Consider the following 24,034-nt stretch of genomic DNA (forward strand, 5'->3'; position numbering starts at 1 on the left):
TTGCTTAGATGTTTGATAAACATTTATTACGAAAGTCATCTTTAAAAGTAAGATTAGCAATGACAAAAGATGATAAAGAACAATATGATCAAAAAATTATTAATTTTATTACTAATAATGACGATTTTCAAAAAGCAAAAATAATTGGTTTATTTTCACCTATTAGGGGAGAAGTTAATGTTAATCTTTTAATTAGTTTTTGTTTTAATAATGACAAGATTGTTGGGTTACCAAGAATGCAAGATGATAATTCTTTATTATTTTATCAAATTACTAGTTTTGATGATTTAGTAATTGATAATAATTACAATATTTTACAACCTAATTTGCAATGTAAAATGTTAATGACTTCGGAAATTAATATTTGTTTCTTACCGTTTTTAGCGTATGATAGTACCGGCGCTAGAGTTGGTTATGGGAAAGGATATTATGACCAGACTTTAGTAGATTTTAAAAATCCAATTATTGGAATTGGTTATAGTTGACAAAAAACTATAGAAGAAATAGCAGTTGATAAAAATGATATTTTAATGCATCAAGTAATAACGGAAATTGGAATTGAAAAATTTTAATTTTTAAAGATATTTATATTTTTTATAAAAAGTAAATTTTTTGCAAATAAAAATGAATATTTATTTTTCTCAATGTTATAATTAGGTATCATGTGAATATATGAAAATATTTACTGAAATCAAAGGAGAGATTTTATGTATAAAAAAGGTGACATTATTGAAGCAAAGTGTACTGCTGTTTTACCATGAGGTGTATTTTATATTATTGAAAACATCGTTGATAATGTTAATGAAGACAGTACTTCTTCACAGTCAAAGCCAGAGCGAGTAACTGGGATGTGTCATATTAGTCAGTTTTCTGATGGATATGTTAAAGATATTAATGAATTTGCAGAAGTTGAAAAAGTCTATCGCTTAGAAGTGTTAAATTTTGATGTTGATAAAAAGCAACTAAGTTTAAGTCATAAAGCACTTTATAAAGAAGAACAAAATCGTGGGTCCGTACATATTAAAGAATCAGGAGCAGGATTTGAAGATTTATCTAATAACTTGTCGCAATGAATTGATAATAGTGAACAAATCGGTGAAAGTGACGAATAATAGATGATTAAAACAAATATTAGTTATACACACTTAACAAATCAAGAACTTAATAAATATCAAGATAAAATTCATTCAATTCATAAAACAATGATTACTGAAAGGAAAGGTCTTGGCAGTAATTTTTTAGGTTGAGTTGATTTACCAAAAAATTATAATAAAACTGAATGAGAGGCAATGAAAGTCATTGCTAAACGATTAATTCCTGAAATTCAAGTTTTAATTGTTATTGGTATTGGTGGTTCTTATTTAGGCGCTAAAGCAGCTATTGATATGATTAAAGGATTATATTCCCAAGATTCATTAGAAATAATATTTGTTGGTAATACATTATCATCAACATATACTAATCAAGTTTTAGAATATGTTAAAGATAAAGAATTTGCTATTAATGTTATTTCTAAATCGGGAAGTACAACCGAACCAGCGATTGCCTTTCGTCTTTTTAGAGATTTATTAGAACAACAAAAGGGCAAAGCAATTGCTAAAGCAAGAATTATTGCTACTACTGATGCTAAAAATGGGATTTTAAAAAATTTAGCAAATCAAGAAGGTTATGAAACTTTAGTTATTCCTGATGATATGGGTGGTAGATTTTCAGTATTAACTCCTGTTGGTATTTTTGTAATGGCAATGGCAGGAATTGATATTGATAAGGTTATGTTGGGAGCTAATCAAGCGCATGCAGATTTAAATGATGATACTTTAGAAAATCAAGCATATAAATATGCTGTCGTGCGAACAATATTACATCAAGAAAAGCAATATCCTGTAGAAATGCTAGTTAGTTATGAAAGTCAGATGTCTAGTTTGGCTGAATGATGAAAACAGTTATTTGGTGAATCAGAAGGAAAAGATAGTAAAGGAATTTTACCTGCTAGTGTTAATTTTTCTACTGATTTACATTCCTTAGGACAATTTATTCAAGAGGGAAGTAAAGTAGTTTTATTTGAAACAGTTTTACAAGTTAAAAAGCCCTCTTTGGATGTTAAAATTGCTACTAATAGTGATGATGTAGATCAATTGAATTATTTAACTAATTATTCTTTACATCAAATTAATGCTTTAGCTTTAAAAGGAACAATTGATGCGCATAGTAATGAGGGGAAAGTTCCTAATATTGTTTTAGAGTTAGAAACAATGGATGAAATAATGTTTGGTTACTTAGTGTACTTTTTCTTTAAAGCTTGTGCAATGAGTGCTTATTTACTAGAAGTTAATCCTTTTAATCAACCGGGTGTTGAAGTATATAAGAAAAAAATGTTTAAGTTATTAAGTAAGAGTTAATAAATTAAAGGTATTATTTAATTTTTAAATAATTAATACTTTAAAATTATTATTATATTTAGGATTTTTAAAGATGGACGCGTAAAGTTTTGTTAGGTGGGAAAATATTTGATTAATTTTGAAAGAAAAGTAACTACAATTTAATTATCGTTTTATTTGAAAAATAAGTAATAAAACAAAATATTTAATATTAACAAACATAATCTTAATAAAAGGTTATAAAAACTAAGTAAAATGCTTATAAAAACAACATTAAAATAATTTTTTATTTTAATTTTGTCGAAAACTCTTGATAAAATAAAAAAAAATCATCAACTTGATAGGGACTGTACAATTAACTGTGTCTCTAAGTAATTAACTTAAATTCACTCTGTCCTCAAATTTTATCATTAAATGTGAAATTGCACTACCCCGATTTTGAATTGGCATCGTTCATTTCTTAACCATATTTTGAAATGTTAAATAAAATATTTTAAAAACTGATGCATCATTAGGGAAAATCTTTTTATTCTTAATGACTTTTCTTAGTTGACTATTAACAGATTCAATCGCATTAGTTGTGTAAATAATCCTTCTAAATTCTTGAGGATATTCAAGAAAAATTATTAAATTATTTCAGTTATTTTTTCATGATTTAGTAATTTGTGGATACTTTTTATTTCATTTTTCTGAAAAATGATCTAAAGCAACTAGCGCTATTTCTTCATTAATTGCTGTATAAATTGATTTTAAATCATTAGCTACAAGTTTGCGATCTTTGTAAGGAACAAATTTTAAACTATTACGAATTTGATGAACGATGCATAATTGGTGCTGTGTTTTTGGGAACACAGCTTCTATTGAATCAGACATTCCAGTTAAATTATCGCTACAAGCAACAAGAATATCTTGTAAGCCACGATTTTTCATTTCCGTAAGATTATATTAAGTCAAAATTTGGCTCCCTCATTCTCGCTAATTCACATTCCTAAAATATCTTTTAAACCATCTAAATTAATTCCTAAGGCAAGATAAACTGCTTTATTTATTATTCGTTTATCTTGCTTTACTTTAACAACAATACAATCAAAATAAACAATCAGATAAATCTTCTCTAAAGGTTTAGTTTGTCACATTTTAACTTCTTCAATAACATCATCAGTTATTTGACTAATTAAACTTTCTGAAATTTCTGCTCCGTGATAGAATTCTTGCAATTGTGCTTTGATATCAGAAATTGTCATTCCTCTTGCATATAAAGAAATTACTTTTTGATCAAAGTTATCAAATCTTCTTTGTCTTTTCGGAATAATTACTGGTTCAAAAGTACTATTTCGATCTCTTGGTACATCAATTGCGATTGAACCATTTTTAGTAATAATGGTTTTTTGTGTGTTGCCATTTCTTTTATTATGATTCTCATCAGTTTCAAGATAATCTTTAATTTCCGTATTTAACATTCGTTCAGTTAATTTTTTGGTAAATTCCTGAAAAATAGTATTGCCTTTAAATAAATCTTGTGGATTATCAATATTTTCTAAAAAATAATCAACAACTTTATCAATTGCATCAGGTTCTTTTTTTTATTTTTTTTTTTTTGTCATTTTCTGTTCTCCTTCGTTTAAGTATAATTCAGAATGAATTATCGAGACACAGAATTTTGGACAGGTCCTAATAAATTTTTTTTAATTTTGTCGAAAACTCTTGATAAAATAAAAAAATCATCAACTTGATAATTTTAAAAGGCTTTTATGTAAAATTACTATTTTTACTTTAACTTTTTTATACATTAAAATATAATATCGCTGTTTGTTGGTTTGGAGTTAAACCCTTATGTTGGTATTTTCATTTTCAGAGATTTAAATAATTTTGAATATTAGTAAAACCTAAACCATGATAATAAATTAAGGCTTCTTTAAGACTAGATTGTAATTTACTGATTTTATTTAAGTTACGATAACTAGCTTCAGGATTAATTGTTGTTTTAGTTACACATAAAGTAGAATTTGTTTGTTTTGCTACTAAAAAATATAATTTTTGCATATCAGAAGTAATAATTGAATTTTCGTTAATTAATTCTTTGTTCATATTTTCAATAACTCATTGTTTTTGTAAACGTTTGGTGTTTGTGGATTTAACATAAATATTGTTATTATTATCAATTGCCATTTGAATACAGCATTTAGTATTAGTTGCGAATGGGTCAAGGTGAATTCTTCGTGGATCAGTTTTATATTTGAAATTTCCTTTATGGATTTCTTTAATAAATGTTTCATCGATTTGGATTTTACCAGATAATTTTTTAAATTTTAATTGAGTATTTTCTAATTGTTTTGATTTCATTAATTTTTGACGATTATATCAAGCAGTTTTTAATGTAGTTTTAATAAAACGAGAAATTGTTTTACTAGATTGCCCCAACAATGAAATTTGAATCAATAAATTTCATTGTTCATAATTTAAATGACTTCAATAAATAAAATGATTACGAAAAGCGTCAAAACTTGCACGGCAATTTTTACATAAATATTTTTGTTTTCCTTCTGAATTATGTCCATTTTTAACGCAATGGTAAGATTCACATTTAGGGCATTTAAATACCTTGCGCTCTAAATTTTTGATCAATTTCATTTAAACGTTTTTGTTTTTGTTTTTTTTATTAATTCTGCTTGTTGTTTGACTTTTTCATAAAATTCTAAAAATTGATCATCTATTAAAGTATTTACTAGTTCTTGAATTATTTTTTCCATAATTATTATCCACCTCTATCATATTAAAAATATACCTAAAATTAAGTATATTCAATAAATATCAAGAGTTTTCGACAAAATTAAAAATTTTTTACAACAAAAATCATACATAAGAAATATATACTTAATTTGAATATGGAAATAATTTATAGTAAATGATTATTTTTTCTTTTTTAAAAAATACCTAAGAAAACTAAACGCGACCATAACCATAAAATAAAAAAAATTAATTATTAAAAGTTAATAATGCTGTTATTTATAAAATTTAATCGCCCTACTAATGAACTTAATTTAAAATCACAGCAAATCCAATTAGACTTCACGATTGACACATTAGACAAAAAACATATCAAACTAATTCTTCAGGAAATTCAAGAAGCTGACTATAATGTAATAATTAGTTAATATCTCTAACCATTCAATTTATTCAATGTTATAATCAAGGAAATTAAAAGATTACTAAATATAATATTGAAATTGAAAGGATTACATAATAGACTTCTTGCAAAATTAATTTAAAATATAATTGAATTGTTGTTTTTAATAAAAAGGTGGAATTTAAATGAAATTTAAAAAAAATAATCAAATAAGTGATAAAAATTTTTTAAGATTAACTGGTATTAAACATACTACTTTTAATAAAATGCTAGAAATTTTAAAAATAGAAGAATTAAAAAAGAGATTTCGTCGCGGAAGAACCAATAAATTATCATTAGAAAATCGTATTTTAATGACTTTAGAATATTGAAGAGAATATAGAACTTATTTTCATATTGCAAAAAGTTATGATATTAGTGAAAGTAGTTGTTATAGAAATATCAAATGAATTGAAGACACTTTAATAAAACACCCTAATTTTCAACAACTTACTGGTCAAAAATCACTATTAAAAGATTATTTCAAAGATAAGACTGTTATAATTGATGTAACTGAAAGCCAAATCCAACGCCCAAAAAAAGACAAAAACAGCACTACTCAGGAAAAAAGAAAAAACACACAATAAAAACACAAGTTATAATTGAAAAAGATAGTAAAAAAATTATTAGTTCTGATTTTTCTTATGGTAAAAACCATGACTTTAAAATTTTAAAAGATTCAAAAATTAAATTTTTACCAGAAACAACTGTTTTAGTGGATTTAGGTTATCAAGGCATACAAAAAATTAATCATAATGTTTTAATTCCTAAAAAAAAATCAAAGAAAAACCCTTTAAATAAAGAAGAAAAGCAAAATAATGAGCGAATTTCAAAAATGAGAATTGTTATTGAAAATGTTTTTGCTATACTTAAAAAATTTAAAATTATTAGTGAAAAATATCGAAATCGTAGAAAAAGATTTGCTTTAAGATTTAATTTAATAGCTTCAATTTATAATTTACAACTATTAGTTTAAATATATTTGATAATTTAAAATTTCAGTCTTTTTTATTGTAAATAATAATTTTTATTATGTTTTAATGACAAAATATTTGTAAAAATAATCTAAAAATTATTTTAATAACACTTTTATATTTATTTTAAATTTAAAAATTATAATTATCATATTAATTTTGCAAGAAGTCTAATGAATTGTCTTGTTTGTGAAAAACTAATTAGTCCCCTGAAGAGCTAAAAGAATTAAAGGAACAATATCATCACTTAATAAACTCATTTCCAATGTGCAGGCGATGGTAGCATATACTAATAAAATGAACCGCGGAGTAATAATCCGCGGTTCATTTTCATTCTACTTAATACTATAATTTAGTTCCTTTAAATTTTCCAGCAGCGATTTCTGTATTAATTCGTTTTTTAAATACTAATAAATAAACCATTGGTAAGACAACACTACCGCCAATAAAATTACCTAACAATGTTGGTAGCATATTCATTATTGAAAATGTTCCAAAATCTTGACCAACCATACCATTATTTAAAAATAAACCAGTCATTCAAACATAAGCATTAGCAACAATATGTTGAAAACCAGAAATTCCAAACGCTAAAATTACAAAGAAGCATAATAATACCTTAGTTGCTGAATTTTTAACAGACATATTCATTCAGAACAATCCCGCAATTAAAATATTACAATAAATGCCACTAACAAAATTTTTTAAAAAAACTGTCCAATTAAGATTACTTGGACTAGAACCGATTTTCTTATCATAAATATACTTAAAAGCATTATAAAACTCAGAATCAACTTTCATATGTCCCATTAAATAAGTTGATATCGCAACAATTAATGTTCCTAAACAATTACCAACTAATACTAAAGATAAATTTGCAAGCATGCGGCGCAATTTTGCTTCTCTTTTAACTATGGGTAATAATGTCAATGAATTAGAAGTAAATAATGTCCCCCCAATAAAAATAACCATTAATATTGCTGGCGTAAAAGTTAGTCCCGTAATTAAAGCAATCATACCAGAAGGCATACCATTAGGTTTTAAATTTCCATTACTGTCTTTAATAATAAATCCTGATAAAGCAACAATAACAATAACATAAGCAATTGCTACAAAAAAACCTGCCATAATACCAAATAGAAATGTCTTATATCACGGATCGCGTAATTTTTGAAAAGCATATTCAAATACTTCAACAAATGTCTCTTCATGTGAAATATGATCTTTAATAAGGACAACATTACTATCATCAAAACTATGTAATGGTTTTTCTTTTGAACTCATTTACTAATCTCCTTTGAAGTTCATATTAAAAAATATATAAATATTTTCAATTATTTATATTATGTAATAAAAGATTAAAAATTACAAGAAAAACAAAATAAAAAAAGCAGAATATTCTTTTAATTTTGTCGAAAACTCTTGATATTTATTGAATATACTTAATTTTAGGTATATTTTTAATATGATAGAGGGGAATAATAATTATGGAAAAAATAATTCAAGAACTAGTAAATACTTTAACAGATGATCAATTTTTAGAATTTTATGAAAAAGTCAAACAACAAGCAGAATTAATAAAAAAACAAAAACGTTTAAATGAAATTGATCAAAAATTTAGAGCGCAAGGTATTAAATGCCCTAAATGTGAATCTTACCATTGCGTTAAAAATGGACATAATTCAGAAGGAAAACAAAAATATTTATGTAAAAATTGCCGTGCAAGTTTTGACGCTTTTCGTAATCATTTTATTTATTGAAGTCATTTAAATTATGAACAATGAAATTTATTGATTCAAATTTCATTGCTGGGGCAATCTAGTAAAACAATTTCTCGTTTTATTAAAACTACATTAAAAACTGCTTGATATAATCGTCAAAAATTAATGAAATCAAAACAATTAGAAAATACCCAATTAAAATTTAAAAAATTATCTGGTAAAATCCAAATCGATGAAACATTTATTAGACTTCTTGCAAAATTAATTTAAAATATAATTGAATTGTTGTTTTTAATAAAAAGGTGGAATTTAAATGAAATTTAAAAAAAATAATCAAATAAGTGATAAAAATTTTTTAAGATTAACTGGTATTAAACATACTACTTTTAATAAAATGCTAGAAATTTTAAAAATAGAAGGGTCGCGTTTAGTTTTCTTAGGTATTGCTTTGAAGAAGTAAAACAATCAGCTAATTATATTATTTAATTACTAAACTAACCCCGCCTTTCTTGTTATTGTCATTTTTATTCTTTTTTATTTTATCATATTATTGAATTTTTACACAATAAAAAATTATTAATTATTATTAAATTTTAACTAATATTTTTACTTACTTAAATCTATTATATTTATTTGTTACAGCATTACCTTTATAATTAATTCAACTATCATCATTTTTATTATTATATTTATTTCATAATGAATTTTTATATATTTCTTTTCTGATTTCTATTTCTGAATTAATATTTTCATTAATATGATGTAATACATTTAATTTGTTTAAATTTGCCATTCTTAAATGTAATAGGTTATTTAAATTCTTATGATTATATATTTTTGCCCCATAGCCTAATTGTTGTTTTACTAAATGTGATACATCACTTTCGATGCTACAGCCGATATTTCATTAGACTTCTTGCAAAATTAATTTAAAATATAATTGAATTGTTGTTTTTAATAAAAAGGTGGAATTTAAATGAAATTTAAAAAAAATAATCAAATAAGTGATAAAAATTTTTTAAGATTAACTGGTATTAAACATACTACTTTTAATAAAATGCTAGAAATTTTAAAAATAGAAGAATTAAAAAAGAGATTTCGTCGCGGAAGAACCAATAAATTATCATTAGAAAATCGTATTTTAATGACTTTAGAATATTGAAGAGAATATAGAACTTATTTTCATATTGCAAAAAGTTATGATATTAGTGAAAGTAGTTGTTATAGAAATATCAAATGAATTGAAGACACTTTAATAAAACACCCTAATTTTCAACAACTTACTGGTCAAAAATCACTATTAAAAGATTATTTCAAAGATAAGACTGTTATAATTGATGTAACTGAAAGCCAAATCCAACGCCCAAAAAAAGACAAAAACAGCACTACTCAGGAAAAAAGAAAAAACACACAATAAAAACACAAGTTATAATTGAAAAAGATAGTAAAAAAATTATTAGTTCTGATTTTTCTTATGGTAAAAACCATGACTTTAAAATTTTAAAAGATTCAAAAATTAAATTTTTACCAGAAACAACTGTTTTAGTGGATTTAGGTTATCAAGGCATACAAAAAATTAATCATAATGTTTTAATTCCTAAAAGAAAATCAAAGAAAAACCCTTTAAATAAAGAAGAAAAGCAAAATAATGAGCGAATTTCAAAAATGAGAATTGTTATTGAAAATGTTTTTGCTATACTTAAAAAATTTAAAATTATTAGTGAAAAATATCGAAATCGTAGAAAAAGATTTGCTTTAAGATTTAATTTAATAGCTTCAATTTATAATTTACAACTATTAGTTTAAATATATTTGATAATTTAAAATTTCAGTCTTTTTTTATTGTAAATAATAATTTTTATTATGTTTTAATGACAAAATATTTGTAAAAATAATCTAAAAATTATTTTAATAACACTTTTATATTTATTTTAAATTTAAAAATTATAATTATCATATTAATTTTGCAAGAAGTCTAATGATAATAAATTAGAAATACATTATTCAATTGATAATCAACAAAATAAAATTATTAATTTAAATGAATTGATTAAAAAAGCAATATTTTTTAAATTTCGTGATGAAAATCCTAATTTAAAATTTAAGGAAATAAATTATATTGATACTGATAATTTAAATTTTTGAGATATTGAAATAACAAAAAAAGAAAATTCATTTTTATGATCTAATGTTCCTAAAAATGTATGTTCTGATAGAGAAATTATCAATAAAACTCCAAATACAAGATCATTTAATGTACCTGCTTGTGAATATAATTCAAAATCAAAATTAGTATTTCAAATTACAACAGGATTAACTAAAACAAAACAAGAAAATAAATTAAATGGTTGAAACATAAATTCTGATGATGAAATAAAATTAACAGATTTTACAAATATAAATAATAAAAATTCTGAAATCATTAATGTATTATCAAATGAATTTGATTTATCAAACACAAATAAACAAGAAAAAGAAATGATTTTAAGTATTTTTAAGGAACCCGCTGATAAATTTGAACTTAATCCCAATGAAAAATTAAAAATTACTTATCCAGTAAGAATAATTACATCTAAAGTTATATTAAATTTAAAACAAAAAATTACAGGAAATATTACTGCCAAAATAATTGATGATAACAATAAAGAACAAATAATTACATTATCAATTACAGAAGTAATGCAAATTTTACAAAAATATAGTTTATTACTCAATGAAATTACTATAGATAAAAACAATGATAAAATAACATTTAACGGTGAAGCATTTTTTTCATCAGAAAGAGAAGGGTCGGTAAGAACAAATACAGTTACTACTATAGTATAAAGTTTTATAAAAACGATATTAGCTATTTAGAACAATAACTTTAATTAAAACAAGCCCAACAAGTTTAAATTTCTTGTAAAAATAAAAAATATTCAAACCAGTAATTAACTAAAATTACTGGTTTTTATTTTGTCAAAATAGAAAAAATGAAAAAGTTGTTTAAGAGAATTATCATTATAGAAAGCTACATTTCGGGGTAGTGATTTTAACAGTTTTTTAAAGAGCCTGTCCAAAATTCTGTTTTAATTTTGTCGAAAACTCTTGATATTTATTGAATATACTTAATTTTAGGTATATTTTAATATGATAGAGGTGGATAATAATTATGGAAAAAATAATTCAAGAACTAGTAAATACTTTAACAGATGATCAATTTTTAGAATTTTATGAAAAAATCAAACAACAAGCAGAATTAATAAAAAAACAAAAACGTTTAAATGAAATTGATCAAAAATTTAGAGCGCACGGTATTAAATGCCCTAAATGTGAATCTTACCATTGCGTTAAAAATGGACATAATTCAGAAGGAAAACAAAAATATTTATGTAAAAATTGTCGTGCAAGTTTTGACGCTTTTCGTAATCATTTTATTTATTGAAGTCATTTAAATTATGAACAATGAAATTTATTGATTCAAATTTCATTGCTGGGACAATCTAGTAAAACAATTTCTCGTTTTATTAAAACTACATTAAAAACTGCTTGATATAATCGTCAAAAATTAATGAAATCAAAACAATTAGAAAATACCCAATTAAAATTTAAAAAATTATCTGGTAAAATCCAAATCGATGAAACATTCATTAAAGAAATCCATAAAGGAAATTTCAAATATAAAACTGATCCACGAAGAATTCACCTTGACCCATTCGCAACTAATACTAAATGCTGTATTCAAATGGCAATTGATAATAATAACAATATTTATGTTAAATCCACAAACACCAAACGTTTACAAAAACAATGAGTTATTGAAAATATGAACAAAGAATTAATTAACGAAAATTCAATTATTACTTCTGATATGCAAAAATTATATTTTTTAGTAGCAAAACAAACAAATTCTACTTTATGTGTAACTAAAACAACAATTAATCCTGAAGCTAGTTATCGTAACTTAAATAAAATCAGTAAATTACAATCTAGTCTTAAAGAAGCCTTAATTCATTATCATGGTTTAGGTTTTACTAATATTCAAAATTATTTAAATCTCTGAAAATGAAAATACCAACATAAGGGTTTAACTCCAAACCAACAAACAGCGGTATTATATTTTAATGTATAAAAAAGTTAAAGTAAAAATAGTAATTTTACATAAAAGCCTTTTAAAATTATCAAGTTGATGATTTTTTTTATTTTATCAAGAGTTTTCGACAAAATTAAAAAAATTCTGTGTCTCGATAATTCATTCTGAATTATACTTAAAAGAAGGAGAACAGAAAATGACAAAAAAAATAAAAAAAGAACCTGACGCAATTGATAAAGTTGTTGATTATTTTTTAGAAAATATTGATAATCCACAAGATTTATTTAAAGGCAATACTATTTTTCAGGAATTTACCAAAAAATTAACTGAACGAATGTTAAATACGGAAATTAAAGATTATCTTGAAACTGATGAGAATCATAATAAAAGAAATGGCAACACACAAAAAACCATTATTACTAAAAATGGTTCAATCGCAATTGATGTACCAAGAGATCGAAATAGTACTTTTGAACCAGTAATTATTCCAAAAAGACAAAGAAGATTTGATAACTTTGATCAAAAAGTAATTTCTTTATATGCAAGAGGAATGACAATTTCTGATATCAAAGCACAATTGCAAGAATTCTATCACGGAGCAGAAATTTCAGAAAGTTTAATTAGTCAAATAACTGATGATGTTATTGAAGAAGTTAAAATGTGACAAACTAAACCTTTAGAGAAGATTTATCCGATTGTTTATTTTGATTGTATTGTTGTTAAAGTAAAGCAAGATAAACGAATAATAAATAAAGCAGTTTATCTTGCCTTAGGAATTAATTTAGATGGTTTAAAAGATATTTTAGGAATGTGAATTAGTGAGAATGAGGGAGCCAAATTTTGACTTAATAATCTTACGGAAATGAAAAATCGTGGGTTACAAGATATTCTTGTTGCTTGTAGTGATAATTTAACTGGGATGTCTGATGCAATAGAAGCTGTTTTCCCAAAAACACAGCATCAATTATGCATTGTTCATCAAATTCGCAATAGTTTAAAATTTGTTCCTTACAAAGATCGCAAACTTGTAGCTAATGATTTAAAATCAATTTATACAGCAATTAATGAAGAAATAGCGTTAATTGCTTTAGATCATTTTTCAGAAAAATGAAATAAAAAGTATCCACAAATTACTAAATCATGAAAAAATAACTGAAATAATTTAATAATTTTTCTTGAATATCCTCAGGAATTTAGAAGAATTATTTACACAACTAATGCGATTGAATCTGTTAATAGTCAATTAAGAAAAGTCATTAAGAATAAAAAGATTTTTCCTAATGACGCATCAGTTTTTAAAATATTTTATTTAGCATTTCAAAATATGGTTAAGAAATGAACGATGCCAATTCAAAATTGGGGTAGTGCAATTTCACATTTAATGATAAAATTTGAGGACAGAGTGAATTTAAGTTAATTACTTAGAGACACAGTTAATTGTACAGTCCCTTTTTAAATTTAGTTATTACGAATTTTCAATTTCAATTTCAAAATTATTTGTTTCATTTAATCTGTAATTTGTTTTATTGAAAAAATCTTTGAAATTATATAAATCTGTGCCTTGTGCTTTAATTGTTATTTTTTTATTAATTACTCATGTTTTATAAGTACTATTTTCTTTTATTTTTTGTCCATATGTTTTTATTAAGTTTTTGATTTTTTCTTGTTTATCCTGATTATTTTTAAGTTCTTTTGTAAATTGGAAAGTAAAATCGTTTAAGTTTTTTAATTCTGGTAATTTTTCATTTAGATTGCTATTATCTTTTTTATATATGTTAATCTGTGCAACACTATTTGTTGAATTCAAAATCCAAAAATTCACTTTTTCTAGGTTTCTAATTTTAAAATCATAAGTTTTATTTTTGTTATTTTTTTGCTCTACTGATTCATTTGCTTTTTTAGAACAGCCAATTATTGGTAGTGTTATTAATCCTAAAATAGCGGTTATATTTAAAAATTTCATAAAATTAACTCCTTTATTTTGTTTTTCCAATATATATATATATATATTACACGAAAATCCTTAATATCATTAGAAAAATGGCAAAACCGATTAAAAATTGAAAGGTATAGTAAAAAGCTGGTACCGTTTTAAAAACTGGAAAAATGGCGGTTGAAAAGTTAACTGTTGCTTTCGCAATAATTGCTAACGGGCGTAAAATGGTAATGATTTGTGACGCTGTCAGCATTCAGTTTAGCATTTTAATACCAGCATTTTGAATGACACAACCAATATCATTAAAGGTTGGTATTCATCGTCCGGAATATTTGCAATTTGGTGGCGGAATTAGGTCATCTCATTCTGAATTGGTGGAACCATCAGGGATAAACGCCGTGGAATTAAGGACATTAAAGTCATAAATTTTAAAATTGTATTTAGAAGTATTATCTTTGTGATAGAGTGGAAAAGTTAAGGTAAAAATATTAATACCGTAACGAATATCAATATCGGTATTGAGATAATTAATACTATTAACAGTCTTGCTGGTTGGCAAGGTAATGAGTTTGTTATCATAAGATTTAAGGACATTAAATTCAATTTGATAGATGCTGTTATTATTTTTAATCGCATTATAATTTTCTTGATGCGTTTTTTTATCAAAAGTAAAGAAATAACTTCTTAGTAATAATTCCGAATTACCAGTAACATTGATTAAATATTTTTTGGGATAAAAGGTAATTAACGAACGATAAAAGAAACCGATTTGAATAAAGTAATCTTTGTTGTAATTATCTACACCCTTAAAATCAATTTCGGTATGAGTTTTTTCGTCCATATCAAAAGTAGCATAAAATAAACTAGCAAAGAAGTTGCCAAGTATTTCATAGATTTCATCAAAAATATTTTTGTAATCGCCGTTATTAATACTAGGAATGTTATTTTTAAAATAAAAGTAAATGTCATTTCGTAAATCAGGGTCATAGCGTAGAAAACTAAATTTAACATTAAGATAATTTAATGTTCCAAAAAGATACTTAATTAGGTAATAATCGTTAGTATTTTCGGTGTTATATTTTCAGATTTCACTTTCACCGTGTAATAATTGTAAATAGTCATTACCTGCGATTAAGGTTTTATTAAAAGCTTTAATTTTTAAAATATTTGTATTAATTTCATCTTCACTACTAGAAGTTTTGTGATAAAAATAGCTTTCGTTTTTAAAACCATGATTTTTAATGGTGAATTCTTTATAGTAACCTTTTTCTAAAGTGTCAATGAAATTGAATACTGGCGTTCAATAGAGATAAGAGTAATTAAATTTATCAAAATCGCCACGATGAATCATTAAATAATCAAGATTATCAATGATATCATCATATTTGTGGTTACCATCAAATTTAGTAGTTGTTATCGGTAAATCAATGTCAGTACTGTCTTTTTCAATTTCAATTTCAAAATTATTTGTTTTATTTAATCTGTAATTTGTTTTATCGAAAAAATCTTTGAAATTATATAAATCTGTGCCTTGTGCTTTAATTGTTATTTTTTTATTAATTACTCATGTTTTATAAGTGCTATTTTCTTTTATTTTTTGTCCATATGTTGTTATTAAGTTTCTAATTTTTTCTTGTTTATCCTGATTATTTTGCAATTCTTTTGTAAATTGGAAAGTAAAATCGTTTAAGTTTTTTAATTCTGGTAATTTTTCATTTAGATTGCTATTATCTTTTTTATATATGTTAACCTCTGAAATACTATTTGTTGAATTTAAAACCCAAAAATTCACTTTTTCTAAATTTTTAATTTCAAAATTATAAACTTTATTACTTTGTCTTTTACTTCTAATTAATGAATTTGTTGTTGTTTTGTCATTGTTAATGTTTTGCGGAATGGTAAAAATGTTATTGAAACTAATAATTAACACGGTAAATATTTTCATAAACATTTTTATCACTCCTTTTTAAAATATTTTATTTTTCATTGTTCTTTTTTCTTTAATTTTTTTAGTAAATTACTCAATGCTACAGTTTATAATTACCGCTATTGTAACGAATATATCTAAATATCCCAGTATCATAAGTGAAATTAATGCTTCAAATTTTTCATATAATAATTTCAAATCATTAATTTCCAATTTTAAAAATGGAATGAAAAGATAGTAATCATAAAAATGTAAGGTAAAATTCTTCATCAATATTTTTTTAAAGAATTAATGAGTTTGTTTGATTTCATTTTTTAAGGCTCTTTTTTCTTTAATTTTTTGAATAATAAAGCGGATTAATTTTTCAAATTTAATTGCAAAATATATTGCTCCGCCTCATCAAAAAACAAATATTCCTGCTAGCATAGCATAATACCACTATTGAACTTGCCGAAGAAATCAACCATCTGTTTATTCATAAAATCATTAAATTCGTTACTTGTTCCGGTTATTCATTTAGTATCAATTACTGTTAATGCACAAAGTAATAAGCTTATAAAGATGAAAATGATACTTAATACTATTTTTTAACCACTGTTTTTTAAAAGAATTTTTAATTCTTAATTTTAACGGCGTTTTTTCTTTTGAATTATCTTTTTTAAATAATTTTACTAAAAGTTTTTTCATTTTAATTCTTCTTTCATATTTTTTATCGTCCTTTAATCACAATAAATAAGGCAATAAGTACACAAGTAACACCAAGAATAGTAAAGATTGGATGTTGCGAAAATGTTCGTGCCATTGGTTTAAATAGTTCTAAAATTGTTAAATTGCTCGTAATAAACTTTTGGAAATTCGCAAGCCCCTCACTAATATAGTTTGTTAAAGTTTCAAAATGACTACCAGCTAATAGTCCAAGAACAGTTATTAAGATAAAAATAATAATTAGTTTAAACATTGTTAGTTACCTTGTTTTGTTTTTATTGGTTTTATTTGTTTTTTAGCTTTTCCTCACGCACTTAACCGCCCTTTATTTTTAACCGCATATTGGCGTTGTTTTTCTAAATTAACTTGTTGAATACCAAATCCAAGAATAATTGCCATAAGAAATTCTACAGCCAGCGTTAAGAACAAGGGAAATATTAGTTGAATTTTTGTTCCCGGCACTTCAAGACTTCAAATTAAATCAAAAACTTTATAAAGCATTTGGGCAAGAAAATCGGCCATTTTTGCGAGATTTTCCATTTTTTATTGTTCCTTTTCTTTCATTTTTCTTAAAAATTTGCTAAATTTATCCATTTTTAAGTATTCTAAGTCTTCTAAATCAATTGCCGTATCAGTTATAGTATTTATCTTCATAATCAGGATTTACTTTTGAATTTAAGTAATCTCTTAAAAATGCTAGGTAAAAAGAATTGTAAGTATTAAGTATTGGTAGGGGAATTTTTAGTTTAAAAAAATAAATATCAAGTTCAGGAATATCACGATATTTAATGCGACGACCTTTTTTGCTATTTTTAGCATCAATTAAGGTGTTTCGTCAGCGTTCATATTCTTCAATGCTCGTAAAGGTACCATAAATGACTTTTAAGTAGGGGCGAAAAATATTAACTGGTTTTTTGCGAATCCCCACAATCACATTATTAGCAATATCACGAACTTTAACTCAAATATGTTTATCTCTTTGACCGCTAGCGAGAACAATATGACCAAAATGCCGTGCCAGAGCGAAATATTCTTGAATACCGGTTTCTTCGTTTTTGGTATTATTTTTTTCTCAATCAGTTCCTTCTAAAAATAAGTTGGTTTCATCTCACAAAAGTAAGGTTTTATCTGGCAATACCGGATAATCAAAGTCTAATAATCCCATATGACCTAAACTTAATTTTTGGGTTTCTAGTAATGGAAATGTTGATGCGATATGATATTTTTTCTTTTTTAGTAATTTTGATGCGTATACTAGAAAAGCAGTTTTTCCAGTTCCTAATGAACCAATCACAATATTTAATGGTGAATTTTTTAAGAAATTAATAACTTTGTTAATTTGTGTTAAATTACTGATTTTAAAAAGAAAAATTAAAATACAACCTGCTAAAAACAAATAGCTTACAATGTTTTTAAAATAACCGTTGTAAATATATCAAATTGCTCCGCAATGTCATAAAATTAAAAATGAGGTGCGATTCAATTCAATAAAATGGTTATTTTTTTCTATTATTCATTTGCAAAATTTCATCTTGCACCTCACTTTATTTTTTTGTTAGCGTACTGCTCCAAGTAGTTTTTCAAACATTTTAAAGCAAATAAAGAATATTGCCAAAATAAATGGAAAAATGAATATTCAGTAATCAGCAAAGAAGTTACCGACTTGTGGCATATTAACAGCAATAATTTCTCACATTTTAGTAAACGCTGTTATAATCGCATTTCATAATTTAGTCATCGCGTCACTAGCTGTTATTTTTGTTACTGCTGGTGCTTCTGTTAAGAAAATTCCAAACATATAATCACCCCCTTTCTTTTTAAAACATTCATCATTTATATTCAAAGTTTTTCTTAAATTTGTTAAAACCACGATTAACCTTAACACGGTTATATTTTTTTCTAATTAATTTTGAATTTCTTTGGGAATGCATCAAAATGTAACTTCTTGACATTAATTTTGCCTCTATCTAAATACTGATATGGTTTTTCAAAGTAGCATTAGAATAAATCACACCATAATCGCTGTTAAGAATCAAAAAGCAATGTTTGCTATTAAAAGTCAAAGTGGTGCTTCGGTTAATTTAATTTCTTTACCACCAGTAATGTGAGCCGGAATAGTTGTAATTTGAATAAATAAATCTCAGAAAGTTTGTTTAATTTGTTCTCAATTAAATTCTTTTAAGTTTATTGTCATTTTTTATCTCCCAAAAATCATTTTTATTGGTAAATACATAATTGAAATTAATGCGAAAAGAAAAGTAATGATAATAATTAATCCGACAATAAACGCAACCTGTGCAGGCATTTTTTCTATCGGAACAAACAGTTTTAAAAATTCCATAATAATTTTTCAAAACATTATTTTTTATCCTCGTTATTTTCTTTTAAATTAGGAGCTTTAACCCATTCTTCAAAGCGAGCAATAAATACTTTTTCGTCTTTTGTGAAATTACCAGTATTATTTTTAATGACATTTTTATATTTAATTCTAATTTTTATTTTGGCATAAATTTTATAAGCAAAATATGCCAATAGCATTATGCAAATGATAATAAATATTATTCCAATCGCAATATTCATTTTTAAACTCCTTTAAAATAGTTATAATTTGTATCTTTTTTGTTGTTTTCTTTTTCGGCAATGAAGAAGCCTAATAATTCTTGCCCCTTAATTAATTTGATTTCTTTTTCTTTTTGATTAATCGAAATTACTTGATATTTACTATCTTTTATTATTCCAATGCAAATTGAATTTTCGTATTTTCCTTTATAAACAAATCGCTTTGGAAACCAAATGCCGATTTGTTCATTAAATCACGGAATTTTTGGTGCGTTAATAAGCATTGCGTTTTGTGTTTCTTTTAAAAGATATTTTTTAGTATTTAAGAAAATGTTTTCAATGTTTTTCATAATAAATTACCTTTCTTATGAATAAACTAAGTTATGTTAACTTAGTTTTTTAAACACTTATATATCGCAGATTTAAGTGTTTAACAAGCTTTGTTAGTAAATTTTGTTTTTTTTAATTAGATAAAGATTTTAATAATTTTAAACTTAGTATATCCCTATATAGAAATTTCTACACTTTAATGTCCGCATCCTACCCTTGGAACTAATTTAATAGCGTGTATATTTTTAGGAAATCCACCCATTCATTTTTTTATTGCAAAACGAAACAAATTGCTATAGCTAATAGGATGTTATCTATTAACTGGTAAACTTCTTTTGGTTATGGCGACCACCCACAATTTATCGTGCTTTAATACATACCAACATTATTAATTCACTTGTATTTAATTTTCAAAGAACAAATTTTTAACATCTTATAAAATAAAAAGACAATCATTGCTGACTGTCTTAATACTTATTCAAATATTTTCCCACCTAACAAAACTTTATGCGTCCAAAATAGAAGAATTAAAAAAGAGATTTCGTCGCGGAAGAACCAATAAATTATCATTAGAAAATCGTATTTTAATGACTTTAGAATATTGAAGAGAATATAGAACTTATTTTCATATTACAAAAAGTTATGATATTAGTGAAAGTAGTTGTTATAGAAATATCAAATGAATTGAAGACACTTTAATAAAACACCCTAATTTTCAACAACTTACTGGTCAAAAATCACTATTAAAAGATTATTTCAAAGATAAGACTGTTATAATTGATGTAACTGAAAGCCAAATCCAACGCCCAAAAAAAGACAAAAACAGCACTACTCAGGAAAAAAGAAAAAACACACAATAAAAACACAAGTTATAATTGAAAAAGATAGTAAAAAAATTATTAGTTCTGATTTTTCTTATGGTAAAAACCATGACTTTAAAATTTTAAAAGATTCAAAAATTAAATTTTTACCAGAAACAACTGTTTTAGTGGATTTAGGTTATCAAGGCATACAAAAAATTAATCATAATGTTTTAATTCCTAAAAGAAAATCAAAGAAAAACCCTTTAAATAAAGAAGAAAAGCAAAATAATGAGCGAATTTCAAAAATGAGAATTGTTATTGAAAATGTTTTTGCTATACTTAAAAAATTTAAAATTATTTTTTAATTTTGTCGAAAACTCTTGATAAAATAAAAAAAATCATCAACTTGATAATTTTAAAAGGCTTTTATGTAAAATTACTATTTTTACTTTAACTTTTTTTATACATTAAAATATAATACCGCTGTTTGTTGATTTGGAGTTAAACCCTTATGTTGGTATTTTCATTTTCAGAGATTTAAATAATTTTGAATATTAGTAAAACCTAAACCATGATAATGAATTAAGGCTTCTTTAAGACTAGATTGTAATTTACTGATTTTATTTAAGTTACGATAACTAGCTTCAGGATTAATTGTTGTTTTAGTTACACATAAAGTAGAATTTGTTTGTTTTGCTACTAAAAAATATAATTTTTGCATATCGGAAGTAATAATTGAATTTTCGTTAATTAATTCTTTGTTCATATTTTCAATAACTCATTGTTTTTGTAAACGTTTGGTGTTTGTGGATTTAACATAAATATTGTTATTATTATCAATTGCCATTTGAATACAGCATTTAGTATTAGTTGCGAATGGGTCAAGGTGAATTCTTCGTGGATCAGTTTTATATTTGAAATTTCCTTTATGGATTTCTTTAATAAATGTTTCATCGATTTGGATTTTACCAGATAATTTTTTAAATTTTAATTGGGTATTTTCTAATTGTTTTGATTTCATTAATTTTTGACGATTATATCAAGCAGTTTTTAATGTAGTTTTAATAAAACGAGAAATTGTTTTACTAGATTGCCCCAGCAATGAAATTTGAATCAATAAATTTCATTGTTCATAATTTAAATGACTTCAATAGACTTCTTGCAAAATTAATATGATAATTATAATTTTTAAATTTAAAATAAATATAAAAGTGTTATTAAAATAATTTTTAGATTATTTTTACAAATATTTTGTCATTAAAACATAATAAAAATTATTATTTACAATAAAAAAAGACTGAAATTTTAAATTATCAAATATATTTAAACTAATAGTTGTAAATTATAAATTGAAGCTATTAAATTAAATCTTAAAGCAAATCTTTTTCTACGATTTCGATATTTTTCACTAATAATTTTAAATTTTTTAAGTATAGCAAAAACATTTTCAATAACAATTCTCATTTTTGAAATTCGCTCATTATTTTGCTTTTCTTCTTTATTTAAAGGGTTTTTCTTTGATTTTCTTTTAGGAATTAAAACATTATGATTAATTTTTTGTATGCCTTGATAACCTAAATCCACTAAAACAGTTGTTTCTGGTAAAAATTTAATTTTTGAATCTTTTAAAATTTTAAAGTCATGGTTTTTACCATAAGAAAAATCAGAACTAATAATTTTTTTACTATCTTTTTCAATTATAACTTGTGTTTTTATTGTGTGTTTTTTCTTTTTTCCTGAGTAGTGCTGTTTTTGTCTTTTTTTGGGCGTTGGATTTGGCTTTCAGTTACATCAATTATAACAGTCTTATCTTTGAAATAATCTTTTAATAGTGATTTTTGACCAGTAAGTTGTTGAAAATTAGGGTGTTTTATTAAAGTGTCTTCAATTCATTTGATATTTCTATAACAACTACTTTCACTAATATCATAACTTTTTGCAATATGAAAATAAGTTCTATATTCTCTTCAATATTCTAAAGTCATTAAAATACGATTTTCTAATGATAATTTATTGGTTCTTCCGCGACGAAATCTCTTTTTTAATTCTTCTATTTTTAAAATTTCTAGCATTTTATTAAAAGTAGTATGTTTAATACCAGTTAATCTTAAAAAATTTTTATCACTTATTTGATTATTTTTTTTAAATTTCATTTAAATTCCACCTTTTTATTAAAAACAACAATTCAATTATATTTTAAATTAATTTTGCAAGAAGTCTAATAAATAAAATGATTACGAAAAGCGTCAAAACTTGCACGGCAATTTTTACATAAATATTTTTGTTTTCCTTCTGAATTATGTCCATTTTTAACGCAATGGTAAGATTCACATTTAGGGCATTTAATACCTTGCGCTCTAAATTTTTGATCAATTTCATTTAAACGTTTTTGTTTTTTTATTAATTCTGCTTGTTGTTTGACTTTTTCATAAAATTCTAAAAATTGATCATCTGTTAAAGTATTTACTAGTTCTTGAATTATTTTTTCCATAATTATTATCCACCTCTATCATATTAAAATATACCTAAAATTAAGTATATTCAATAAATATCAAGAGTTTTCGACAAAATTAAAAAAATTATTAGTGAAAAATATCGAAATCGTAGAAAAAGATTTGCTTTAAGATTTAATTTAATAGCTTCAATTTATAATTTACAACTATTAGTTTAAATATATTTGATAATTTAAAATTTCAGTCTTTTTTTATTGTAAATAATAATTTTTATTATGTTTTAATGACAAAATATTTGTAAAAATAATCTAAAAATTATTTTAATAACACTTTTATATTTATTTTAAATTTAAAAATTATAATTATCATATTAATTTTGCAAGAAGTCTATTAAAGAAATCCATAAAGGAAATTTCAAATATAAAACTGATCCACGAAGAATTCACCTTGACCCATTCGCAACTAATACTAAATGCTGTATTCAAATGGCAATTGATAATAATAACAATATTTATGTTTAATCCACAAACACCAAAGGTTTACAAAAACAATGAGTTATTGAAAATATGAACAAAGAATTAATTAACGAAAATTCAATTATTACTTCTGATATGCAAAAATTATATTTTTTAGTAGCAAAACAAACAAATTCTACTTTATGTGTAACTAAAACAACAATTAATCCTGAAGCTAGTTATCGTAACTTAAATAAAATCAGTAAATTACAATCTAGTCTTAAAGAAGCCTTAATTCATTATCATGGTTTAGGTTTTACTAATATTCAAAATTATTTAAATCTCTGAAAATGAAAATACCAACATAAGGGTTTAACTCCAAACCAACAAACAGCGGTATTATATTTTAATGTATAAAAAAGTTAAAGTAAAAATAGTAATTTTACATAAAAGCCTTTTAAAATTATCAAGTTGATGATTTTTTTTATTTTATCAAGAGTTTTCGACAAAATTAAAAAAATAATTGACAATGAGAATGTTTTTTTATATTATTAT

36 protein-coding genes and 1 pseudogene are annotated in these 24,034 nt (G+C 24.0%); 17 read left to right on the forward strand and 20 right to left on the reverse strand.

What is annotated here, in order from left to right; all coding sequences use genetic code 4:
* Nucleotides 1-8 precede the first annotated feature (8 nt).
* The 3 genes from AAHM82_RS08160 to AAHM82_RS08170 all read left to right on the forward strand — a co-directional run bounded on the left by AAHM82_RS08160 (nt 9) and on the right by AAHM82_RS08170 (nt 2,399).
* Nucleotides 9-572, forward strand: coding sequence for a 5-formyltetrahydrofolate cyclo-ligase (locus AAHM82_RS08160; RefSeq protein WP_342263593.1), 564 nt, complete (start codon nt 9-11; stop codon nt 570-572).
* A 135-nt stretch (nt 573-707) separates the two neighbouring features.
* Nucleotides 708-1,112 (forward strand): S1 RNA-binding domain-containing protein, encoded by a 405-nt coding sequence (locus AAHM82_RS08165; protein ID WP_342263594.1) that lies wholly within the window; start codon nt 708-710, stop codon nt 1,110-1,112.
* Nucleotides 1,113-1,115: 3 nt separating this feature from the next.
* Nucleotides 1,116-2,399 (forward strand): glucose-6-phosphate isomerase, encoded by a 1,284-nt coding sequence (locus AAHM82_RS08170; protein ID WP_342263595.1) that lies wholly within the window; start codon nt 1,116-1,118, stop codon nt 2,397-2,399.
* 354 nt (nt 2,400-2,753) lie between these two features.
* Here AAHM82_RS08170 and AAHM82_RS08175 read toward each other — a convergent pair.
* From AAHM82_RS08175 to AAHM82_RS08185, 3 genes and pseudogenes are all read right to left on the reverse strand, one after another.
* Nucleotides 2,754-3,943, reverse strand: a pseudogene (locus AAHM82_RS08175) (IS256 family transposase).
* 217 nt (nt 3,944-4,160) lie between these two features.
* Entirely contained in the window at nt 4,161-5,009 is an 849-nt protein-coding gene (locus tag AAHM82_RS08180; RefSeq protein ID WP_342263596.1) for an IS1/IS1595 family N-terminal zinc-binding domain-containing protein, read from the reverse strand.
* Nucleotides 4,988-5,128 (reverse strand): hypothetical protein, encoded by a 141-nt coding sequence (locus tag AAHM82_RS08185; protein ID WP_342263597.1) that lies wholly within the window; start codon nt 5,126-5,128, stop codon nt 4,988-4,990. The genes AAHM82_RS08180 and AAHM82_RS08185 overlap by 22 nt, the downstream gene beginning before the upstream one ends.
* A 246-nt stretch (nt 5,129-5,374) precedes the next feature.
* Here AAHM82_RS08185 and AAHM82_RS08190 point away from each other — a divergent pair, with 246 nt between their 5' ends.
* From AAHM82_RS08190 to AAHM82_RS14205, 3 genes are all read left to right on the forward strand, one after another.
* On the forward strand, nt 5,375-5,533 hold the full coding sequence (locus AAHM82_RS08190; RefSeq protein WP_342263598.1) for a hypothetical protein: 159 nt from the start codon (nt 5,375-5,377) through the stop codon (nt 5,531-5,533).
* Nucleotides 5,534-5,690: 157 nt separating this feature from the next.
* On the forward strand, nt 5,691-6,131 hold the full coding sequence (locus AAHM82_RS14200) for a transposase family protein (RefSeq protein WP_342263396.1): 441 nt from the start codon (nt 5,691-5,693) through the stop codon (nt 6,129-6,131).
* The gene (locus AAHM82_RS14205) at nt 6,128-6,520 is read left to right on the forward strand and encodes a transposase family protein (protein ID WP_425289022.1); all 393 of its coding nucleotides are present in this window, start codon (nt 6,128-6,130) and stop codon (nt 6,518-6,520) included. Before AAHM82_RS14200 ends, AAHM82_RS14205 begins: the two co-directional genes overlap by 4 nt.
* Before the next feature lie 343 nt (nt 6,521-6,863).
* Here AAHM82_RS14205 and AAHM82_RS08200 read toward each other — a convergent pair whose 3' ends face one another.
* Entirely contained in the window at nt 6,864-7,802 is a 939-nt protein-coding gene (locus AAHM82_RS08200) for a formate/nitrite transporter family protein (RefSeq protein WP_342263600.1), read from the reverse strand.
* Between the two features lie 203 nt (nt 7,803-8,005).
* Between AAHM82_RS08200 and AAHM82_RS08205 the strand changes: the two genes are divergently transcribed.
* Nucleotides 8,006-8,509 carry an IS1/IS1595 family N-terminal zinc-binding domain-containing protein gene (locus tag AAHM82_RS08205; RefSeq protein WP_342263601.1) on the forward strand — a complete coding sequence of 168 codons (504 nt, stop codon included), beginning with the start codon at nt 8,006-8,008 and terminating at the stop codon, nt 8,507-8,509.
* A gap of 43 nt (nt 8,510-8,552) precedes the next feature.
* The gene (locus AAHM82_RS08210) at nt 8,553-8,699 is read left to right on the forward strand and encodes a hypothetical protein (RefSeq protein WP_342263602.1); all 147 of its coding nucleotides are present in this window, start codon (nt 8,553-8,555) and stop codon (nt 8,697-8,699) included.
* 150 nt (nt 8,700-8,849) lie between these two features.
* On the opposite strand, the gene AAHM82_RS08215 is transcribed toward AAHM82_RS08210, so the two are convergent.
* The gene (locus AAHM82_RS08215; RefSeq protein ID WP_342263603.1) at nt 8,850-9,032 is read right to left on the reverse strand and encodes a hypothetical protein; all 183 of its coding nucleotides are present in this window, start codon (nt 9,030-9,032) and stop codon (nt 8,850-8,852) included.
* A 183-nt stretch (nt 9,033-9,215) separates the two neighbouring features.
* Here AAHM82_RS08215 and AAHM82_RS14210 point away from each other — a divergent pair, with 183 nt between their 5' ends.
* From AAHM82_RS14210 to AAHM82_RS08240, 6 genes are all read left to right on the forward strand, one after another.
* Nucleotides 9,216-9,656 (forward strand): transposase family protein, encoded by a 441-nt coding sequence (locus AAHM82_RS14210; protein WP_342263396.1) that lies wholly within the window; start codon nt 9,216-9,218, stop codon nt 9,654-9,656.
* The gene (locus tag AAHM82_RS14215) at nt 9,653-10,045 is read left to right on the forward strand and encodes a transposase family protein (protein ID WP_342264845.1); all 393 of its coding nucleotides are present in this window, start codon (nt 9,653-9,655) and stop codon (nt 10,043-10,045) included. Before AAHM82_RS14210 ends, AAHM82_RS14215 begins: the two co-directional genes overlap by 4 nt.
* A gap of 240 nt (nt 10,046-10,285) precedes the next feature.
* On the forward strand, nt 10,286-11,065 hold the full coding sequence (locus AAHM82_RS08225; protein ID WP_342263604.1) for a hypothetical protein: 780 nt from the start codon (nt 10,286-10,288) through the stop codon (nt 11,063-11,065).
* 325 nt (nt 11,066-11,390) lie between these two features.
* On the forward strand, nt 11,391-12,350 hold the full coding sequence (locus tag AAHM82_RS08230) for an IS1/IS1595 family N-terminal zinc-binding domain-containing protein (RefSeq protein WP_342263605.1): 960 nt from the start codon (nt 11,391-11,393) through the stop codon (nt 12,348-12,350).
* Between the two features lie 57 nt (nt 12,351-12,407).
* A complete protein-coding gene (locus AAHM82_RS08235) occupies nt 12,408-12,548 on the forward strand; it encodes a hypothetical protein (protein WP_342263606.1) in 141 nt (46 codons plus the stop codon).
* Nucleotides 12,508-13,728 carry an IS256 family transposase gene (locus AAHM82_RS08240; protein WP_342263365.1) on the forward strand — a complete coding sequence of 407 codons (1,221 nt, stop codon included), beginning with the start codon at nt 12,508-12,510 and terminating at the stop codon, nt 13,726-13,728. Before AAHM82_RS08235 ends, AAHM82_RS08240 begins: the two co-directional genes overlap by 41 nt.
* A 48-nt stretch (nt 13,729-13,776) precedes the next feature.
* On the opposite strand, the gene AAHM82_RS08245 is transcribed toward AAHM82_RS08240, so the two are convergent.
* From AAHM82_RS08245 to AAHM82_RS08295, 11 genes are all read right to left on the reverse strand, one after another.
* A complete protein-coding gene (locus tag AAHM82_RS08245; RefSeq protein WP_342263607.1) occupies nt 13,777-14,274 on the reverse strand; it encodes a hypothetical protein in 498 nt (165 codons plus the stop codon).
* Nucleotides 14,275-14,320: 46 nt separating this feature from the next.
* Nucleotides 14,321-16,198 carry a hypothetical protein gene (locus AAHM82_RS08250; RefSeq protein ID WP_342263608.1) on the reverse strand — a complete coding sequence of 626 codons (1,878 nt, stop codon included), beginning with the start codon at nt 16,196-16,198 and terminating at the stop codon, nt 14,321-14,323.
* A gap of 264 nt (nt 16,199-16,462) precedes the next feature.
* A complete protein-coding gene (locus tag AAHM82_RS08255) occupies nt 16,463-16,600 on the reverse strand; it encodes a hypothetical protein (protein WP_342263609.1) in 138 nt (45 codons plus the stop codon).
* A 90-nt stretch (nt 16,601-16,690) separates the two neighbouring features.
* On the reverse strand, nt 16,691-16,861 hold the full coding sequence (locus AAHM82_RS08260) for a hypothetical protein (RefSeq protein ID WP_342263610.1): 171 nt from the start codon (nt 16,859-16,861) through the stop codon (nt 16,691-16,693).
* Between the two features lie 22 nt (nt 16,862-16,883).
* Nucleotides 16,884-17,132, reverse strand: a complete 249-nt coding sequence (locus AAHM82_RS08265) for a hypothetical protein (protein ID WP_215826579.1) — start codon at nt 17,130-17,132, stop codon at nt 16,884-16,886.
* A 2-nt stretch (nt 17,133-17,134) separates the two neighbouring features.
* A complete protein-coding gene (locus tag AAHM82_RS08270; RefSeq protein ID WP_338967368.1) occupies nt 17,135-17,419 on the reverse strand; it encodes a hypothetical protein in 285 nt (94 codons plus the stop codon).
* Between the two features lie 46 nt (nt 17,420-17,465).
* Complete coding sequence (locus AAHM82_RS08275) at nt 17,466-18,410, reverse strand: hypothetical protein (protein WP_342263611.1); 945 nt, start codon at nt 18,408-18,410, stop codon at nt 17,466-17,468.
* A gap of 24 nt (nt 18,411-18,434) precedes the next feature.
* Nucleotides 18,435-18,764: a hypothetical protein gene (locus AAHM82_RS08280; protein WP_342263612.1), complete on the reverse strand. Its 330-nt coding sequence runs from the start codon at nt 18,762-18,764 to the stop codon at nt 18,435-18,437.
* 78 nt (nt 18,765-18,842) lie between these two features.
* Complete coding sequence (locus AAHM82_RS08285; protein ID WP_215825668.1) at nt 18,843-19,073, reverse strand: hypothetical protein; 231 nt, start codon at nt 19,071-19,073, stop codon at nt 18,843-18,845.
* A 164-nt stretch (nt 19,074-19,237) separates the two neighbouring features.
* Nucleotides 19,238-19,459, reverse strand: coding sequence for a hypothetical protein (locus AAHM82_RS08290; protein WP_342263613.1), 222 nt, complete (start codon nt 19,457-19,459; stop codon nt 19,238-19,240).
* A 2-nt stretch (nt 19,460-19,461) separates the two neighbouring features.
* Nucleotides 19,462-19,788: a hypothetical protein gene (locus AAHM82_RS08295; protein ID WP_342263614.1), complete on the reverse strand. Its 327-nt coding sequence runs from the start codon at nt 19,786-19,788 to the stop codon at nt 19,462-19,464.
* Nucleotides 19,789-20,223: 435 nt separating this feature from the next.
* Between AAHM82_RS08295 and AAHM82_RS08300 the strand changes: the two genes are divergently transcribed.
* Both AAHM82_RS08300 and AAHM82_RS08305 read left to right on the forward strand, forming a co-directional pair.
* On the forward strand, nt 20,224-20,628 hold the full coding sequence (locus tag AAHM82_RS08300; protein WP_342263615.1) for a transposase family protein: 405 nt from the start codon (nt 20,224-20,226) through the stop codon (nt 20,626-20,628).
* On the forward strand, nt 20,625-20,936 hold the full coding sequence (locus AAHM82_RS08305; protein ID WP_342264862.1) for a transposase family protein: 312 nt from the start codon (nt 20,625-20,627) through the stop codon (nt 20,934-20,936). The genes AAHM82_RS08300 and AAHM82_RS08305 overlap by 4 nt, the downstream gene beginning before the upstream one ends.
* Nucleotides 20,937-21,031: 95 nt before the next feature.
* On the opposite strand, the gene AAHM82_RS08310 is transcribed toward AAHM82_RS08305, so the two are convergent.
* The 4 genes from AAHM82_RS08310 to AAHM82_RS08320 form a co-directional block, all read right to left on the reverse strand.
* The gene (locus AAHM82_RS08310; RefSeq protein WP_342263616.1) at nt 21,032-21,736 is read right to left on the reverse strand and encodes a transposase; all 705 of its coding nucleotides are present in this window, start codon (nt 21,734-21,736) and stop codon (nt 21,032-21,034) included.
* 158 nt (nt 21,737-21,894) lie between these two features.
* Nucleotides 21,895-22,287, reverse strand: a complete 393-nt coding sequence (locus tag AAHM82_RS14220; RefSeq protein WP_342264845.1) for a transposase family protein — start codon at nt 22,285-22,287, stop codon at nt 21,895-21,897.
* Nucleotides 22,284-22,724, reverse strand: coding sequence for a transposase family protein (locus AAHM82_RS14225; RefSeq protein ID WP_342263396.1), 441 nt, complete (start codon nt 22,722-22,724; stop codon nt 22,284-22,286). Before AAHM82_RS14225 ends, AAHM82_RS14220 begins: the two co-directional genes overlap by 4 nt.
* Before the next feature lie 65 nt (nt 22,725-22,789).
* Complete coding sequence (locus AAHM82_RS08320; RefSeq protein ID WP_342263371.1) at nt 22,790-23,062, reverse strand: IS1/IS1595 family N-terminal zinc-binding domain-containing protein; 273 nt, start codon at nt 23,060-23,062, stop codon at nt 22,790-22,792.
* 528 nt (nt 23,063-23,590) lie between these two features.
* Here AAHM82_RS08320 and AAHM82_RS08330 point away from each other — a divergent pair.
* Nucleotides 23,591-23,896, forward strand: a complete 306-nt coding sequence (locus AAHM82_RS08330; protein ID WP_342263451.1) for a hypothetical protein — start codon at nt 23,591-23,593, stop codon at nt 23,894-23,896.
* Nucleotides 23,897-24,034 lie beyond the last annotated feature (138 nt).

Source organism: Spiroplasma endosymbiont of Clivina fossor, assembly GCF_964031115.1.
Taxonomy (GTDB): Bacteria; Bacillota_I; Bacilli_A; order Mycoplasmatales; family Nriv7; genus Nriv7.